Annotated in this window: 14 protein-coding genes and 1 pseudogene; 6 read left to right on the top strand and 9 right to left on the bottom strand. The window is 59.5% G+C overall.

Annotated features, from left to right (window positions below; genetic code table 11):
- The 6 genes from ACQ4W6_RS12770 to ACQ4W6_RS12745 form a co-directional block, all read right to left on the bottom strand.
- On the bottom strand, positions 1–2,115 hold the full coding sequence (locus tag ACQ4W6_RS12770; RefSeq protein ID WP_436567549.1) for a 3-hydroxyacyl-CoA dehydrogenase NAD-binding domain-containing protein: 2,115 nt from the start codon (positions 2,113–2,115) through the stop codon (positions 1–3).
- Between the two features lie 60 nt (positions 2,116–2,175).
- The gene (locus ACQ4W6_RS12765; RefSeq protein WP_436567548.1) at positions 2,176–3,978 is read right to left on the bottom strand and encodes an acyl-CoA dehydrogenase; all 1,803 of its coding nucleotides are present in this window, start codon (positions 3,976–3,978) and stop codon (positions 2,176–2,178) included.
- Positions 3,979–4,106: 128 nt separating this feature from the next.
- On the bottom strand, positions 4,107–4,871 hold the full coding sequence (locus ACQ4W6_RS12760; RefSeq protein WP_436567547.1) for an SDR family NAD(P)-dependent oxidoreductase: 765 nt from the start codon (positions 4,869–4,871) through the stop codon (positions 4,107–4,109).
- 22 nt (positions 4,872–4,893) lie between these two features.
- On the bottom strand, positions 4,894–6,138 hold the full coding sequence (locus ACQ4W6_RS12755; RefSeq protein WP_436567546.1) for a thiolase family protein: 1,245 nt from the start codon (positions 6,136–6,138) through the stop codon (positions 4,894–4,896).
- Positions 6,135–7,994, bottom strand: coding sequence for a feruloyl-CoA synthase (locus ACQ4W6_RS12750; RefSeq protein WP_436567545.1), 1,860 nt, complete (start codon positions 7,992–7,994; stop codon positions 6,135–6,137). The genes ACQ4W6_RS12755 and ACQ4W6_RS12750 overlap by 4 nt, the downstream gene beginning before the upstream one ends.
- Before the next feature lie 38 nt (positions 7,995–8,032).
- Complete coding sequence (locus ACQ4W6_RS12745; RefSeq protein ID WP_436567544.1) at positions 8,033–8,815, bottom strand: crotonase/enoyl-CoA hydratase family protein; 783 nt, start codon at positions 8,813–8,815, stop codon at positions 8,033–8,035.
- 244 nt (positions 8,816–9,059) lie between these two features.
- Between ACQ4W6_RS12745 and ACQ4W6_RS12740 the strand changes: the two are divergent.
- From ACQ4W6_RS12740 to ACQ4W6_RS12715, 6 genes and pseudogenes are all read left to right on the top strand, one after another.
- Positions 9,060–10,267 (top strand): annotated as a pseudogene (locus ACQ4W6_RS12740) (CoA-transferase).
- Complete coding sequence (locus ACQ4W6_RS12735; RefSeq protein ID WP_436567543.1) at positions 10,222–10,587, top strand: hypothetical protein; 366 nt, start codon at positions 10,222–10,224, stop codon at positions 10,585–10,587. The pseudogene ACQ4W6_RS12740 and the gene ACQ4W6_RS12735 overlap by 46 nt, the downstream one beginning before the upstream one ends.
- 102 nt (positions 10,588–10,689) lie before the next feature.
- Positions 10,690–11,196 carry a MarR family winged helix-turn-helix transcriptional regulator gene (locus ACQ4W6_RS12730; RefSeq protein ID WP_436567542.1) on the top strand — a complete coding sequence of 169 codons (507 nt, stop codon included), beginning with the start codon at positions 10,690–10,692 and terminating at the stop codon, positions 11,194–11,196.
- Between the two features lie 72 nt (positions 11,197–11,268).
- Entirely contained in the window at positions 11,269–11,391 is a 123-nt protein-coding gene (locus ACQ4W6_RS12725) for a hypothetical protein (RefSeq protein ID WP_436567541.1), read from the top strand.
- A gap of 190 nt (positions 11,392–11,581) precedes the next feature.
- Positions 11,582–11,959: a transcriptional regulator gene (locus ACQ4W6_RS12720; RefSeq protein WP_436567540.1), complete on the top strand. Its 378-nt coding sequence runs from the start codon at positions 11,582–11,584 to the stop codon at positions 11,957–11,959.
- Positions 11,960–12,026: 67 nt separating this feature from the next.
- On the top strand, positions 12,027–12,410 hold the full coding sequence (locus ACQ4W6_RS12715) for a sensor histidine kinase (RefSeq protein ID WP_436567539.1): 384 nt from the start codon (positions 12,027–12,029) through the stop codon (positions 12,408–12,410).
- Positions 12,411–12,590: 180 nt separating this feature from the next.
- Here ACQ4W6_RS12715 and ACQ4W6_RS12710 read toward each other — a convergent pair whose 3' ends face one another.
- From ACQ4W6_RS12710 to ACQ4W6_RS12700, 3 genes are all read right to left on the bottom strand, one after another.
- Complete coding sequence (locus ACQ4W6_RS12710; RefSeq protein ID WP_436567573.1) at positions 12,591–13,679, bottom strand: DMT family transporter; 1,089 nt, start codon at positions 13,677–13,679, stop codon at positions 12,591–12,593.
- A gap of 109 nt (positions 13,680–13,788) precedes the next feature.
- The gene (locus tag ACQ4W6_RS12705) at positions 13,789–14,151 is read right to left on the bottom strand and encodes a hypothetical protein (protein ID WP_436567538.1); all 363 of its coding nucleotides are present in this window, start codon (positions 14,149–14,151) and stop codon (positions 13,789–13,791) included.
- 110 nt (positions 14,152–14,261) lie between these two features.
- Complete coding sequence (locus ACQ4W6_RS12700; protein ID WP_436567537.1) at positions 14,262–14,870, bottom strand: transmembrane anchor protein; 609 nt, start codon at positions 14,868–14,870, stop codon at positions 14,262–14,264.
- Positions 14,871–14,879: the final 9 nt, after the last annotated feature.

Here is a 14,879-nt window from a genome sequence, read left to right as displayed (position 1 = left end):
TTAGCCGGTAAATGTCCGGCCCTCGGCCACTAGCTGTTCCAGCAGCCCGGCAGGCTGCCAGAAAGCGCCGTCGTCCAGCGGGTTCATGGAAAATTGCTTCATGCGTCCGGTGACGTTATACAAGCCCACCTGGTCTGCGTAGTGCAACGGGCCGCCGCGCCAGAGCGGAAAGCCGTAGCCAGTCAGGAACACGATATCGATATCGCCGGCCCGGCTGGCAATGCCCTCTTCGACGATCCGGGCCGCCTCGTTCACCAGCGCATACACCAGCCGCTCGACGATCTCTTGATTCGAAATCGCGCGCGCCGCGATACACTGCGCGGTGCGATTCGCGTCGATCATCGCCAGCACTTCGCAGCTGGCGAGCGGTTCACGGTTGCCCTGCACGTAGTCATACCAGCCAGCGCCGGTTTTCTGGCCCAATCGGCCCATCTCGCACAGAAGGTCCGCGGTCTTGCTGAATCGGAGACCAGGGCGCTCGACAGCATGCCGCTTGCGGATCGACCAGCCAATGTCGTTGCCCGCCAGGTCAGACATGCGGAATGGCCCCATTGCGAAGCCAAATTGTTCAATCGCGCGATCCACCTGCAACGGTGTACAACCCTCATCGAGCAGAAAGCCGGCCTGACGCAGGTATTGCTCGAGCATCCGGTTGCCGATAAAACCGTCGCACACGCCCGCCACCACGCAAGTTTTTCGGATCTTCTTGCCCAATGCCATAACGGTGGCCAGCGTTTCAGTGGAAGTTTGCGCGCCGCGCACGATTTCGAGCAGTTTCATGATATTGGCCGGGCTGAAAAAATGCATCCCCACCACATCGGCTGGGCGCCCGGTAAAAGCGGCGATCTGGTTCAAGTCGAGGGTCGACGTGTTCGTCGCCAGTATCGCGCCCGGCTTCATGACGGCGTCCAGCTGCCTGAACACCGACTCCTTCACGCCGATGTCTTCGAAAACTGCCTCGATAACGAGATCTGCCTGCGCGATGCCTGCGTAATCAAGCGTGAAGTTGAGCAGTGCCATCCGCTCTTCGCATTTCTGAGCGGTGAGCTTGCCTTTGTTTACCTGGGTCTCGTAATTCTTACGGATACCGGCGATGCCCCGTTCCAGGGCCTCAGCCCGGGTTTCCAGCAAGGTCACGGCAATTCCCGCATTGAGGAAATTCATGCTGATGCCACCGCCCATTGTGCCGGCGCCAATCACGGCCACGCTGCGGATTTCGCGCTGTGACGTCGCTGAGGTCGTGCCTGACACTTTCGACGCCGCCCGCTCGGCGACAAACGCGTGGCGCAACGCCTTCGACTGGCTTGAATCAAGAAGTTTGAAGAAAGCGCTGCGCTCATGCGCGATTCCTGCGTCGAACGCCATCCGGGTGGCGGCCTCCACCGCATCGACACACTCTCGCGCGGCCGGGAAGTGTTTGCTCGTTGGCTCGAGCATGTTGCGCGCAAACTGGAAATAAGCGCTGCCCTGCGGATGCGCGCATGCCAGATTCCGCACTTGCGGCAACGGCGCGCCGGCGGCATGGGCCGTGGCGGCGTGGCGCGCCAGAACAATTGCCTCATCGAGCAAGGAGTGCTGCGATTCCACTAATTTGTCAAACAGATGTTGGTCGGGAATCTGCATCAGCTGCTCGCTTTTCATCGGCGCGCCACTGACGATCATGTTGAGCGCCGGCTCGACACCTATCAGGCGCGGAAGGCGCTGTGTCCCCCCCGCCCCCGGAATTAACCCAAATTTCACCTCTGACAACGCAACATTACAGTCGCGCACAACGATCCGGTAGTGACAAGCGAGCGCGAGCTCAAGTCCCCCACCCATCGCCACGCTGTGAAGCGCCGCGATGACCGGCTTGCTGTATTTTTCGATGATAGCGATTACGGCGGGCAAGTCGGGGGCCTCGAAAGCCTTTTCCGACCCGAATTCCTTGATGTCGGCGCCACTGGAAAACGCCCGATGTGCGCCGGTCAGGACCACGGCCTTGATCTCCGGATCCGTGCGGGCATCCGCCAGCGCCCGCACGATGCCTTCGCGCACGGACAGGGCCAGCGCGTTCATCGGCGGATTATCCATGGTGATAACGGCAACATCGCCGTGAACTTGGTATTGTGCAGTCATGTAGTCTCCTAAGTGTGATCCAGAAATGCAGATGGCAGCCTGCGCCGACCGGCTGCTGCGTCAGAAATGCGCTTCGTCCATCGCCAGCACTGCCGCGCCGCCGTACATGGCCGTCTGCGCCAGACCCGCTACCTGCGGGAACACATGCGTGGCGTAGAAGAGCGCGCTGGCCAACTTGGCGCGCAAGAATGCATCTGTCTCCTTGCCGCCTCCGTGGGCAAGCGCGCGCTTGGCAGCGAGCGCAGCGCGTGCCATTTGCCAGCCGCCAACCACGATGCCTGTCATCCGTAAAAATGGCACGGCGCCGGCTAACACTTCGAGCTGCTGGCCGTGATAATGGGCGAGGATCCAGTCCGATGCTTGCCGCAACGAGTCAACCGCCGAGCGCAATCCCGTCGCCATGCCACCCAGTTCGGCGTTGGACGGGTCGGACAAGTCCGCAAGCGTCCGCTCAACGTGGGCGAACCAGGCGTGAAGGGCCGCGCCCTGATCGCGCACCAACTTTCGTTCGACCAGATCGTTGGCCTGGATCGCGGTGGTGCCCTCATAGATGGAACAAATCCGCACGTCGCGCAGCGGTTGCGACGCGCCGCTCTCATTGATATAGCCGGCGCCGCCGTGGACCTGGATGGACGTGGACGCAACCTCGACCGCCGTCTCGGTGGCCCACCCCTTGAAGATCGGCGTCATCAGGTCGACAAAGGCTTGACGCTCCCGACGCACTGCCGCATCAGGGTGGCGTTCCGCAAGGTCCTGCGCACCGGCGATCAAATAAGCCACCGCGCGCATCGCTTCGACCTGACTACGCATCAGCAGCAGCATCCGGCGCACATCCGGGTGACGAATAATCGGCACCGGTTCGTCACCCGCGCCGGTCGCTTTTCCTTGCACGCGCTCCCGCGCGTACGCCAAGGCCTGTTGAAACGCGCGCTCGCCAACTGCGGTTCCTTCCTGGCCGACATTCAGGCGGGCAGCGTTCATCATGACGAACATCGTCTGCAGACCCTTATTTTCCTGTCCGACCAGCCAGCCCACCGCTCCCTCGCCCTCCGCGCCGAACACCAAGGTGCAAGTCGGGCTGCCGTTGCTACCAAATTTGTGTTCGATGCCGGCGCAATAGACGTCATTCCGCGAGCCCAGGCCGCCTTGCTCCGGCAGGAACTTCGGCACCAGGAACATCGAAATGCCTCGCGAGCCCGCCGGCGCGTCTGGTGTCCGGGCGAGGACAAGGTGAACAATATTCTCGGTCAGATCATGTTCCCCGAAAGTGATGAAGATTTTCTGTCCGAACAAACGGTAGGTACCGTCCGGCTGCGGCACTGCACGGGTTCGCAGCGCACCAACGTCCGATCCCGCCTGGGGCTCGGTCAGATTCATCGTTGCAGACCACTTTCCACTGACCAGCATGGGCAGGTACAAGTCCTTGAGCGATGCGTCGGCCGCCAGCATCAGCGCCTCCACCGCATTGGTGGACAGGTCGGGACACATGCAGAAGGACTTATTCGATGCGGCAAAAATCTCGCGCACCGCAACGCACAAGAGCTTTGGCATTCCCTCGCCACCGTACTCAGCGGGCATGGACAACTTGTTCCAGCCAGCTTCGACGAACTGGCGGTAAGCTTCATCAAAGCCAGGCGCTGTCCTGACGCCGTCTGGCGTCCACTGCGAACCCTCGCTGTCGCCAACGGAATCAAGTGGCGCCAACACCTCCTTGGCGAAGCGGGCAGCCTGAGACAAGATTTCAGACGTCAGCTGCGCGTCAGCCAGCGCTTCGCTGTCCGGCAGCTCCATAACGCGTTCGATGTCGGCAAGCTCACGCAGCACAAACTGCATCTCTTCCAATGGGGCGGTATAGGGATTCAAGATAACTCCGTGTAAGTGCATTTGTTTGGAAATAAATCAATCTGGCGTGTCGCGTTCTTTGCCGCGGCATTCTGAATTACCCTTCCGCGCGCAATTTTGCATGCCTCGCGAGCATGTCGGCGCCCCTCTTAGCGCGGCGCCAGGCGAAGCGCGCCGTCCAGTCGAATGACTTCGCCATTGAGCGACAGGTTGCCAACGATGTGCGCCGCCAGCTCGGCGAATTCCTCGGCCTTTCCCAGTCGCTTAGGAAAGGGAATCGAGGCGGCCAGCGACTGCTGGACTTCTTGCGGCAGCTTGTACATCAGCGGCGTCATGAAAAGTCCGGGTGCCACCGTCATCACGCGCACGCCGAACTGCGCCAGATCGCGTGCCAGCGGCAGCGTCAACGAGGTCAAGCCTCCCTTTGATGCTGCATATGCCTCTTGCCCGATCTGACCGTCGTAAGCCGCCACCGAGGCGGTCATGATGATGACGCCTCGTTCGCCGTCGACCAGTGCGTCTTGGGCAACCATGTCGGCTGCTGCGAGCCGGATCATGTTGAAGGTACCAATCAAGTTGACATTGACGATACGCTCGAAATCCTCCAGGGGCATCGGCGAGCCGTCTCTGCCAACCAGCCGTTTTGCGCCGCCGATGCCCGCGCAGTTGACCAGGATGCGCGCCGGACCGTGGCGCTCGCGCGCGAGATGCATCGCCTGCAAAATGCTGGTGGTGTCGGTGATGTCGCAGGCCAGCGCAATACCGCCTATTTCAGCGGCCAAGGCCGACGCTGCCTCGTAGTTGACGTCGATAACCCCGACCTTGGCGCCCATGCTTGCCAACTGACGAGCCGTTGCGGCGCCCAATCCTGAAGCGCCCCCTGTCACTAGCGCGGCTGTTCCTTGCATATCCATGTGATTCTCCTGTGTGCGTAAATTATTTGAAGTTGGGGTTTTCTAGAAGGATAGCGATGCCCTGCCCGCCGCCGATGCATGCCGCCGCTATGCCGTAGCGGCCGTTCTGCTTGCGCAAGGCGCGCGCCAGCGTAATCGTCAGTCGAACCCCGGTGGCCGCCAAGGGATGACCGAGCGCAATTGCGCCGCCGTGAATATTCAGGCGCGCACGGTCCAGTCCAAGTTCGCGTTCGACCGCAATGATTTGCGCACCTTGCGCCTCATTGATCTCGAACAGCGCGATCTCGTGCAAGGACAGGCCGCTGCGCTGTAGCAGCAGGCGAATCGCCGGCGCCGGGCCGATGCCCATCATTTCCGGCGCTACGCCGACGGTCGCGGTTGCAACGATGCGCGCCAATGGCTGGTTCGTGCGCGCGTAGCTACCGCTGGCCACTACGGCCGCCGCCGCTCCATCGACCAACCCCGAGCTGTTGCCGCCGGTTTGCACGCCGTCCGGGTAGAGAGGTCGCAATTTCGCAAGCACTTCGACCGGCGACAGTCGCGCGTGGTTGTCCTCTGTCACCTGTGCGGCCTTGCCCGCCAGTCGGATCGTTCGCGTCGCATATCCGGCCAGCTCGAACGTTGTATTCGATACCTCGACGATTTCTCCGGCGTGGAATCCCTCTTCGCGCGCACGCACGGCGCGTTCGAACGATAACGAGGCGAATTCATCGACCTCGGCGCGCGTGATGCCGTATTTTTTGGCAAGATTTTCCGCGGTTTGGGGCATCGTGATGCCGGCTGCCGGATCGGTCAGTGCCTCCCACATGTAATCCTTGAACTCGACCGGCGCGCCCAGCTTGAACCCGGTCCGGTGTCCGAACGCGGCGATCGGATTGCGCGTCATCGATTCTGTGCCAACTACCAGCGCGGTATCGGTATAGCCGCGCGCGATCTGGTCGCCGGCCTGGCGAAACAGTTCGAAGCCAGTGCCGCAAATGCGCTGCACGTTGATCGCAGGAACTGCCTGCGGCACGCCGGAGTACAGGCCAATGTGACGCGCGATGAAGTACTGGAAATGGTCCCCAGGCGACATGTTTCCCGTGATGACCGACCCGATATCTTCCGGCGGCACGCCGCTTCGAACGAGCACTGCGCGCGCCACTTTGATGCCCAGGTCGGTCGGCGAGATGTCGCCGAAGGCGCCACAGTAGTCCACCATCGGCGTACGCACGCCATCGAGAATCCAGACGTTGTCGAAACTTGCGTAAAAACCTTTTGCTGTCATGAATGCACCTGCTTGTGAGAGGGTCGGAGGATGGCGGGATCGCCGCCTGAGTAGAGTGCCGTCACCAGTGCGGCGCGATGGGTGAGCAAGGCACGCTGATTGATCGAGCCCTTGTCGGTAATTTCACCGCGGTCGATCGAAGGCGGTTCGACCATCAGCACGGCGCGGCCGACACGGGTCGCGCTGCCGGTTCCCTGGGCGTGCAGGCGGTCGATAAGCTCCTGGAAAAACCCGCGCACCGGTCGTGCTCCACAAATCTCGGAGGCATTTGCATCCGGTGGCAGTCCGGCAAGTTGGCTGCACAGATAAAGGTTAGGAACGATCAATAGTCCTACTTCGGCGCGGTCATGGCCGGTGACCACGGCATCGCGGACGTAGGGTGCACCCTCATGGGCGACGCGCGCGCGCATGGGACCGACACTGACCCAAGTGCCGCTATTGAGCTTGAAGTCTTCCGCGACGCGGCCGTCGAAGATAAATCCCAGATTCGGACGCGCCGGGTCGAGCCATTTCACGGCATCGCCCGAACAGAAAAAGCCTTCCTCGTCAAACATTGCCGCAGTCTCCGCAGGCGCACGCCAGTAGCCCGGCGTAACGTTCGGTCCACGGTAACGCAATTCCAGCTTGTCTGCGCAGGGAACCAATTTAAGTTCCATGCCGGGGCCAGGAATGCCGAGCTCACCGGTGCGCACCTCGTCGCGCAGCAAAAATAGCGCGCACGGTGCAGTCTCCGTCATTCCGAGCCCCGTGGTCATCGCAATCCGCTCGCCACAGCACGCTACGGCGCTCGCGTGCAGTTGATCGCACACCGGCTGGGCCAGCGAGGCGCCAGCGTAAAATTGCATCTTCAGGCGGCTATAGAAATTCTCACGCAAGGCGCTGTCGGATTCGAGGGCACTGGCCAGATCTTCCCATCCCTTGGGAACGTTAAAGTAGATGGTCGGCGCGATTTCGCGCAAGTTGGCCAGCGTGGTACCGATCAATTGCGGCGTCGGTTTTCCATCATCGATATACAGGGTGCCGCCGTTGAACAACACCAAGTTGAAGGCCTTGTTGCCGCCGAAGGTATGGTTCCACGGCAGCCAGTCCAACAGAACCGGCGGTTCCTCCCCCAAGAATGGCCAGCACTGCAGCAGCATTTGCATATTGCTGCATAACATGCGCTGCGTATTGACAACTGCCTTTGGCAGTTTTGTTGACCCGGAGGTGAACAGGAATTTTGCGATCGTATCAGGCCCGGTTGCCAACATCGCCGTGTCGACTTCTTCGCCGGCGTGGGTGGCGGCCAGCTCGGAGAACAATGTAGTTTCGCGTCCGGCGTGGTCCCTGTCCTTGACCACGAACTCGACATCGGCACCGCATACCGCGCTCACCGCCTTCGCATAGTCTGCCTCGTTGGACGCAAACACCATTCCAGGATTGAGCAGGCCAACGATGTGGCGTAGCTTCTCGAAGTCCTCGGAAACCAGGGAGTAGGCTGGTGAAACAGGCGCATACGGTACGCCGACATACTGGCACGCCAAGGCCAGCATCGCGTGCTCGAGGTCGTTCCCCGAAAGGATCACAAGTGGGCGCTCGACAGATAGACCGCGATTGAGCAGCGCCTGTCCGATCGAACGGGCGCTTGCGAGCGCCTGCGCGTAGCTGATATGACACCATTGGTCTGAGTCGTCGCGTTTCGCAATGAAGCTGCGTTGGGGCGCACTTTCTGCCCAAAAGCGCAAACGATCGCTGCTGCGTAGCGCGTAGCCTTCCAGCGACGCGGCCGCGGTGACGTAGGTGATCCCATCTTTTTCGCGGGTGCGGACCGCGTCGTCCCCGAACCGCACTTTCCGATAGCGCACGCTGGTTGGCATATTATTGTCTCCGTTGTTTAATCAGAATCGCCGCTGTCTCAGTCCACGCGTACTTTGTTGCTCTTGCCATCCAGGAACGCGGCCAGCCGTCCGCGGGTCTCGGGATCGCTGGCTGCAACCGACGCCATCAGCGATTCGGTCACCATACCGTCCTGGATTGACTGGTCCGCGATGCGCGGCAAGACGTGCATGACGCCATAGCTCGTCATCGGCGCATTGGCGGCGATCCGCTGAGCCAGCTCCATCGCCTTGTCCACCCCGTGACCGTTCTGTACGAGGTAATGGCTGATTCCTGCCTCGTGGCCCTCCTGCGAGGTCAGCACTCGGCCGGTCAGCATCAGATCGGTCATGCGCGACACCCCGATCAGACGGGAAATGCGTACCGATCCACCGCCGCCGACGAACAGCCCGCGCGAGCCCTCTGGCAAGGCATAGAACGCGGACTCCTCAGCGACTCTTATATGGCAGGCGCTGGCCAGTTCGAGGCCACCGCCCACCACCGCACCATGCATCACCACCACAACCGGTACCGCACCGAAACTGATGCGCTCGAAAGCTGCGTGCCACATGCGCGAATGGAGCACCGCTTCAGTCGTCGTATTCTCGCGAACTTCCGACAGATCCAGGCCAGCGCAGAAGGCACTACCCTCGCCGACTAGTACCACCGCGCGCGCTTCGGCTGGCAGGTTGTCGAAACAGCGGCGCAGGGAGTTGATCAACTCGTCGCTCAGCGCATTGCGCTTGGCAGGCCGGCAGATCGTGACACGCGCAACCGCCCCAATCAGCTCAAGCTTTAACAGGGGGAATTCGTCTGATTTCATGGTTTAGTTCTTTGCCAGGTTGGACGTGCCAGGTGGCCCGAATTTTTAGTGCTAACTAATAATTGTTCTACTATATAACTAAAATAAAAAAGAGGCAAGCAGGAATTTATCTCCATTTTTTCTGAATTATCTTGAATCAAACATGGTAAATAGTTATGTTAAATAATAGTTATTTTTAAGAACTAAATGAGAAAATTAGGGTACGGTGAGAGTGATAACTGCCGATGAAGCTGGCCCACTGATCATGGACAATGCGACGATTTTTTTCGGAGGCCTGGGGATGATCAGTCTGGGAGAGGAAATCTTGAAAGGGATCGAGCGCCGTTTTCTCGAGAGCGGTCACCCACGCAATCTGACAACTTGGGCGTGCGGGGCTATCGGCAACAGCCGGGACGGCGGCATGGTTCATTTCGCCCATCCGGGCATGATCCGGCGTACTGTCGCAGGCCACTTTGGACAGACTGGCAAGGAGATGATGAAGTTGATCTCCGACGATCAGGTCGAGGCCTACAACTTTCCCCAAGGATCGTTATCCCAGCTGGCGCGGCACATCGCCAGCCGCAGCCCGGGATTGCTGACCAAGGTCGGCTTGGCCACCTCGTCGATCCGCGGCTCGAGGGTGGCAAGCTGAACGCGCGTGCACGCGAGAATCTTGTGCAACTGGTCGAATTCGCCGGCGACGAATGGCTTTTCTATCCCTGCCCGCGCATCGATGTGGCAATCATCCGCGGCACGGAGGCCGATGAAAATGGCAATATCACCCTTGACAAGGAGGGCGCGCTGCTGGAGCAACTTTCGATTGCCCAAGCCGCCAAGGCCTGCGGCGGGATCGTTATCGCGCAAGTCGAGCGCATCGTGCAAGCCGGCAGCCTGCATACGAAAGCCGTCAAGATTCCCGGCCTGGTGGTCGACTTCGTCGTCATCGGCAAGCCGGAAAATCACATGCAGTCGATCGCCACCCAGTTCAATCCCACGCTGTGCGGGCATGCCAAGGTAGCGGTCAACTCGTTGACGCCAATGCCGCTCGATGAACGCAAGGTTATCGCCCGGCGCGCCGCGATGGAGCTGGCCGGAGGCGCCGTCACCAATCTGGGAATCGGCATTCCGGCCGGGATTCCGTCAATCGCCGCGGAGGAAGGCGTTGCGGGTCTTCTCAAGCTGAGCATCGAGAGAGGCGTGAACGGCGGCATTCCGGCACAAGGCGGCGACTTCGCCCTCGCCTACAACGCCGAATCAATCATCGAACAGACGCGCAGTTCGATTTCTATGACGGCGGCGGGCTTGACACGAGCTTCCTTGGCCTGGCCCAGACCGATTTCCGCGGCAACGTCAACGTCAGCAAATTCAATGGACGGCCGGTCGGCTGCGGCGGTTTCATCAACATTACGCGTTCGACCAACAAGCTGGTGTTTTGCGGAACGTTCACTGCCGGGGGCCTGGAAGTTGAGGTAGCCGCCGGCAAGCTACGCATCGTCACGGAAGGTAAGACGCGCAAGTTCATTGACAGTGTCGAGCAGATTACTTTTAACGGCCACGACGCCGCGTTGCGCCGCCAACAGGTACTATTTGTCACGGAACGGGCGGTTTTCCAACTAACCGCCGACGGCCTCGAGCTGATCGAGATCGCGCCGGGTGTCGACCTTGATCGCGACATCCTGCAGCACATGGGTTTCGCGCCCATCATGAACAATGTGCGCCCGATGGACGCAGGGCTATTCGAAACTGTTTGGGGAAAACTGCCTGACGCTATCGCCGCCAATCGGAACGACTGACCTGCGCGGCCCAGCGTACGGTCAAGGCGCCGCTGAGCCAAAGGGGACGTGATATCATTTCGCCCAACAGCAAATCACGCCCCATTCATTCAAGTCCTTACGATGCCGACCAAGAAACACGCCCAGTTTATTACAGCCGTTCAAGAAGCCGCCGACCAGCCGCTGAACCAGGATGTGCTCTTAAGTTTGGTAGGCTACAACTGCCGACGTTCGTACTTGAAGATCATACCGCCGTTCGAAAAGCGCCTGAACAAGTTCGACTTGCGCGTGGTCGATTTTTCCGTGCTCAGTCTGCTGAAAGCAAATCCTAACATTACGCAGAAACGCCTGTCGAAGGCGATCAGTGTCTCACCACCAAACCTGGCGAATCTACTTGACCGGCTGGAAGAACGCGGCCTTATTCTGCGCCAGCGCAATCCGCTCGACAAACGTTCCCAGACACTCCTCCTAACGCCGGAAGGAATGCGGATGTGCGCCAAGGCCGAGACGACGGCAATCGATCTCGAAACTGAAGCAACCGCGATGTTGAGCGCACCCGAGCGCGAACAGCTATTACGCCTGCTGCAAAAAGTCTTTTTGCCGGCGGATGACGCCGAGCAAGCTGGCTGACAAAGCCGCCCCCAATCTTTCACCTCGCCCCACCTTTTTCGGTGTTTTATGACCAGGAAAGGCGAAAACAGCATGCGTCGATTCAAGGAAACCATTGAATTCTGTTTGGCGGCGCTGGATGCTGCCGATTGGATGGAGCTTGCCCTGCAGAAGTCGGGGATCGCATTATCCCTGGCCACTGGGAGGATGACCTGATCAAGCGCCCTGGCAACTCGTCGGTCATTGACGCGCGGCTCCTAAAGCCAACGCACTATTGTCGATAGCAAGTGTTTGATAAAATCTATCCAATATGCGCACCATGCCTCCTTATTTGTCGTTCAAGGAGGCATTTTACCCAAATTTTGCTGAATTCATCCACCGACACCCATGTAAGGCACATGCCATCATGTACAACCAAATTTTCTTCACCAACGTCCTGCGCCTAATTGACGAACTGGGTGTCTCCAAAAATGAACTGTCCGACCGTGCAGGCATGTCAGTGTCGTTCCTGTCCGACTTGACCAACGGCAAGGCCAATCCGTCGCTGAAAATCATGGAGTTGATCGCCAAGGCCCTCGATGTGCCGCTTCCGGCCCTGCTGGAGATGACTGACCTCGATCAGGAGTCGCTCGACATGCTCGCAGGCGGCAAGGCACCGAGCAGCCTGCCACCCGGCTATGTGCGCGTGGCGGCGGTGCTCAACGAGTACCAGGCATTCCAGGTGCGCCAATGGAATGATACGAATCGGAAGAACATCGCGGGCAGCAAGCCGGAAGACGACTGACTTAACAGGTGCCAGTAGCAACCGGGTATCAGTGCAGGACGTCTATCGACGTGTTCTGGAAGACCTTATGCCACTGGCAGAAGCCAAACACATCGATATTGGTGTCGAAGGAGAACAAGACGCCCAACTCTGGGTTAACGAACTGGACATGATTGCCGTCGTCAAGAATTTGGTTGATAACGCCATCCGTTACACGCCGACTGGCGGCAGGGTCGATCTTTCTGTCGCCGAGGAAGAAGGTCGCGCAATATTGCGAATCCAAGATTCAGGGCCAGGTATTCAAGTAGTAGAACAAGATCGGGTGTTTGACCCGTTCTATCGCATTCTTGGGAGCGATCAGGTCGGATCAGGTCTGGGCCTTTCCATCGTCAAGGCAGTCACGGATCGGATTGGCGCTGAGATTCAAATAGGATTCTCAGACGAAGTGACGCATTCTGGCCTATGTATCTGAGTGCTCATGCCGCTGGCTAAACCACTTTAAGGAAATATATGGCGACATCAACTGGCTAGTTCTATTGGGCAATTCTATCCGCCGTATTTGCAGCACTGACTGCTATTTTTGCCAGGATAAGCTAGGCGAGATTGTGCGAATCCGCGATTTCGGCCCATGCAACCTTTTCTTTAACCAAAGTCAGGAATGATCGTGCCGATGATGAATATCCGGATAGTGCGGGTGCGCATGCCGCAGCGGTACATGCTGATGGGCATGCACATGCGGCTCCTTGCCGTCCCAGTTGTCGTCATGCGTGTGCTGGTGATGGGCATCGTGGCTGTGCGCATGTGTATGTAACAGCGGCTCATGCTCATGATCGTGCTCATGATTTTCCGTTAAATGCAGCCAAATGCCTGCGGCCATCAGCGCCGCGGCTAGCCAGAACAGCAGTCCGGGAATATCTCCCAGCATGAGCAGCGAGATGACCGCGCCGACAAACGGCGCCGCCGAGAAATAAGCGCCCGTGCGGGCCGTTCCCAGATACCGCAAAGCCAGCACGAACATCACGAGACTCAAGCCGTAGCCGCAAAAACCGACCAATCCGGCGCTCATGGTCAGACTTACGCTGGGCAAGGTGTAACCCAGGGCCAGGGCAATGGCCAAGTTGACGGAACCGGCCACCAGGCCCTTCAAGGCAGCAATTTGCAAGGCGTCGCTGGCTGATACCTTGCGTGTCAGGTTGTTGTCGATGCCCCAGCACAGGCAGGCGCCGACAATGGCGATGGCCCCCCATGGCACGCCAAGTTTTGGCACCTGCTCCCACGACAGCAGGATGCCGGCGGCGACGATCAGCAGCATGCCGATGAAAATGCGGCGGTCGAAATTTTCCTTGAAGACGAACCAGGCAAGCATGGCCGTGAGTACGCCCTCGATATTGAGCAGTAACGATGCCGAGGAGGCAGGCGTGAGCGTCAGGCCGAACATCAGCAGGACCGGCCCGGCAACGCCGCCGAAGGCGATCGCCCCCGCGAGCCAAGGTAAATCTGCTGCAGTGAGCATGGCGGGTTTGTCCTGACTGTTGCGGGTGAGCACGGCGCGTACCACGAAGCAGGCCAGCAAGCCCAGTCCGCTGCCCAGGTATAACATCCCGGCTAGGGTGACGGGAGCGACCTGCCCCACCAGCGTTTTGGCAAACGGCGTACTGGCGCCAAAGAGGGCAGCGGCCAGCAGTGCGTACACGACACCCTGATGCGTGCCCAGCCTGCGGGAAGACGATGAGGAAGCCATTGCCATGCTTTCATGAAGTGTTAATTAACTTGTCTGCCAGTATGCACGATCTGGCGCACGCTGGCAGCGCAGCCCTCGCATGTGGCCCGTTGAAGGGCCGCATGGTGGATTACTTGGCGACCAGATCGGCCTTGACCGTGTTCTTGTCCGCAAAGGTGATGCTGGCTTGGGCACGGGTGCCGGCTGCCAGCGGCGTCGCCGTCTTGGCGACCATCGTATTGTCGACGCCAGGTTGCAAGGCGACATCGGTCTTGTTGTTGCCTGTGATGATCGTCAAAACACCCGTTGCGCCGGCAGTTGCGTAGTTCTTGCCCGCGCTTTTGGCATATACCGTGGCGCCCGTCTTGCCGCCCTTCAGTTCAAGCTTGATCTGGGCCGGCGCCTCATCATGATCGTGGTCGGTGTGACCCCACGCGCCAGGCGCGCCGGAAATGAGCAACAAGGTGGCCAACGTCAACATAACTTTTTTCATGCAATTCTCCATGGATGCGGCGATATTCTGTCAGCCTCGCCGCGATAAGCCGTCGTGCTTTTACGCGGCACCGTGTCATCGGCGCCGCGCACTGAAACCAGCGGTACTACTTACTTCTTGTAAATGTCGGCGTAAAAACCGCTGGAGCGCAGGACCAGCGTCACCGGCTCAGCCGACTTGTTTTTCCAGTACCAACCATGCACGCCCGTAAAGGGCGCGATCAGCGAGCCGCTGGAGCTGCTGACGCCCTTGTCGGCGATAAAGCTCTCGAACTCGTCTTCCCGCGCGTTGACCGGCTCGCCATGGAAATCATGGTTGACCACGGCGCCACCCTTCGTTTCCCAGGAATAAATCAGCGTTGCGCCCTTGGCCAGGTGGGTTTTGACTTCCAGGCCCTTGCCGGGCGCCAGCGTGATCTCTTGCTCGTCCGAACGGTATGGCACCGTTTGCTTGGCGGCAATCGTGAGCGCGCGTTCCTCGCCCGGCGCGGACACTTGAGATCCTTGCTGAGCTGGTGCGCTTTCGGCGGCCACCACTGCCGGACGATGCAAGGTGGTCAGGCCCAGTGTTTTACCGATTCCCGTCGGGTCGATGCCATATTCGGCAGGCAGAACTGCCACGGTCAAAATGAGGCCTGCGACGAGGGCCGCCAGCCCGGTACCGCGTACCAGTTCTTTTTTAGCGACCGAAATGCCGCCGTTCATTGAGGTTGATGTCATGGGTAGTGT

It is taken from the genome of Janthinobacterium woesei, assembly GCF_051380875.1.
Lineage (GTDB): Bacteria > Pseudomonadota > Gammaproteobacteria > Burkholderiales > Burkholderiaceae_D > Janthinobacterium.
Note: the sequence above shows the minus strand (reverse complement) of the source record. Positions and strands in the feature narration are given on the sequence as shown.

What these genes read in the sequence shown, in the direction of transcription:
- ACQ4W6_RS12725 (WP_436567541.1), top strand. Translation starts at nt 11,269, where the DNA reads ATGCGTCGATTCAAGGAAACCATTGAATTCTGTTTGGCGGCGCTGGAT.
- ACQ4W6_RS12710 (WP_436567573.1), bottom strand. Translation starts at nt 13,679, where the DNA reads ATGGCTTCCTCATCGTCTTCCCGCAGGCTGGGCACGCATCAGGGTGTC.
- ACQ4W6_RS12705 (WP_436567538.1), bottom strand. Translation starts at nt 14,151, where the DNA reads ATGAAAAAAGTTATGTTGACGTTGGCCACCTTGTTGCTCATTTCCGGC.
- ACQ4W6_RS12755 (WP_436567546.1), bottom strand. Translation starts at nt 6,138, where the DNA reads ATGACAGCAAAAGGTTTTTACGCAAGTTTCGACAACGTCTGGATTCTC.
- ACQ4W6_RS12760 (WP_436567547.1), bottom strand. Translation starts at nt 4,871, where the DNA reads ATGGATATGCAAGGAACAGCCGCGCTAGTGACAGGGGGCGCTTCAGGA.
- ACQ4W6_RS12770 (WP_436567549.1), bottom strand. Translation starts at nt 2,115, where the DNA reads ATGACTGCACAATACCAAGTTCACGGCGATGTTGCCGTTATCACCATG.
- ACQ4W6_RS12715 (WP_436567539.1), top strand. Translation starts at nt 12,027, where the DNA reads ATGCCACTGGCAGAAGCCAAACACATCGATATTGGTGTCGAAGGAGAA.
- ACQ4W6_RS12730 (WP_436567542.1), top strand. Translation starts at nt 10,690, where the DNA reads ATGCCGACCAAGAAACACGCCCAGTTTATTACAGCCGTTCAAGAAGCC.
- ACQ4W6_RS12750 (WP_436567545.1), bottom strand. Translation starts at nt 7,994, where the DNA reads ATGCCAACCAGCGTGCGCTATCGGAAAGTGCGGTTCGGGGACGACGCG.
- ACQ4W6_RS12720 (WP_436567540.1), top strand. Translation starts at nt 11,582, where the DNA reads ATGTACAACCAAATTTTCTTCACCAACGTCCTGCGCCTAATTGACGAA.
- ACQ4W6_RS12745 (WP_436567544.1), bottom strand. Translation starts at nt 8,815, where the DNA reads ATGAAATCAGACGAATTCCCCCTGTTAAAGCTTGAGCTGATTGGGGCG.
- ACQ4W6_RS12700 (WP_436567537.1), bottom strand. Translation starts at nt 14,870, where the DNA reads ATGACATCAACCTCAATGAACGGCGGCATTTCGGTCGCTAAAAAAGAA.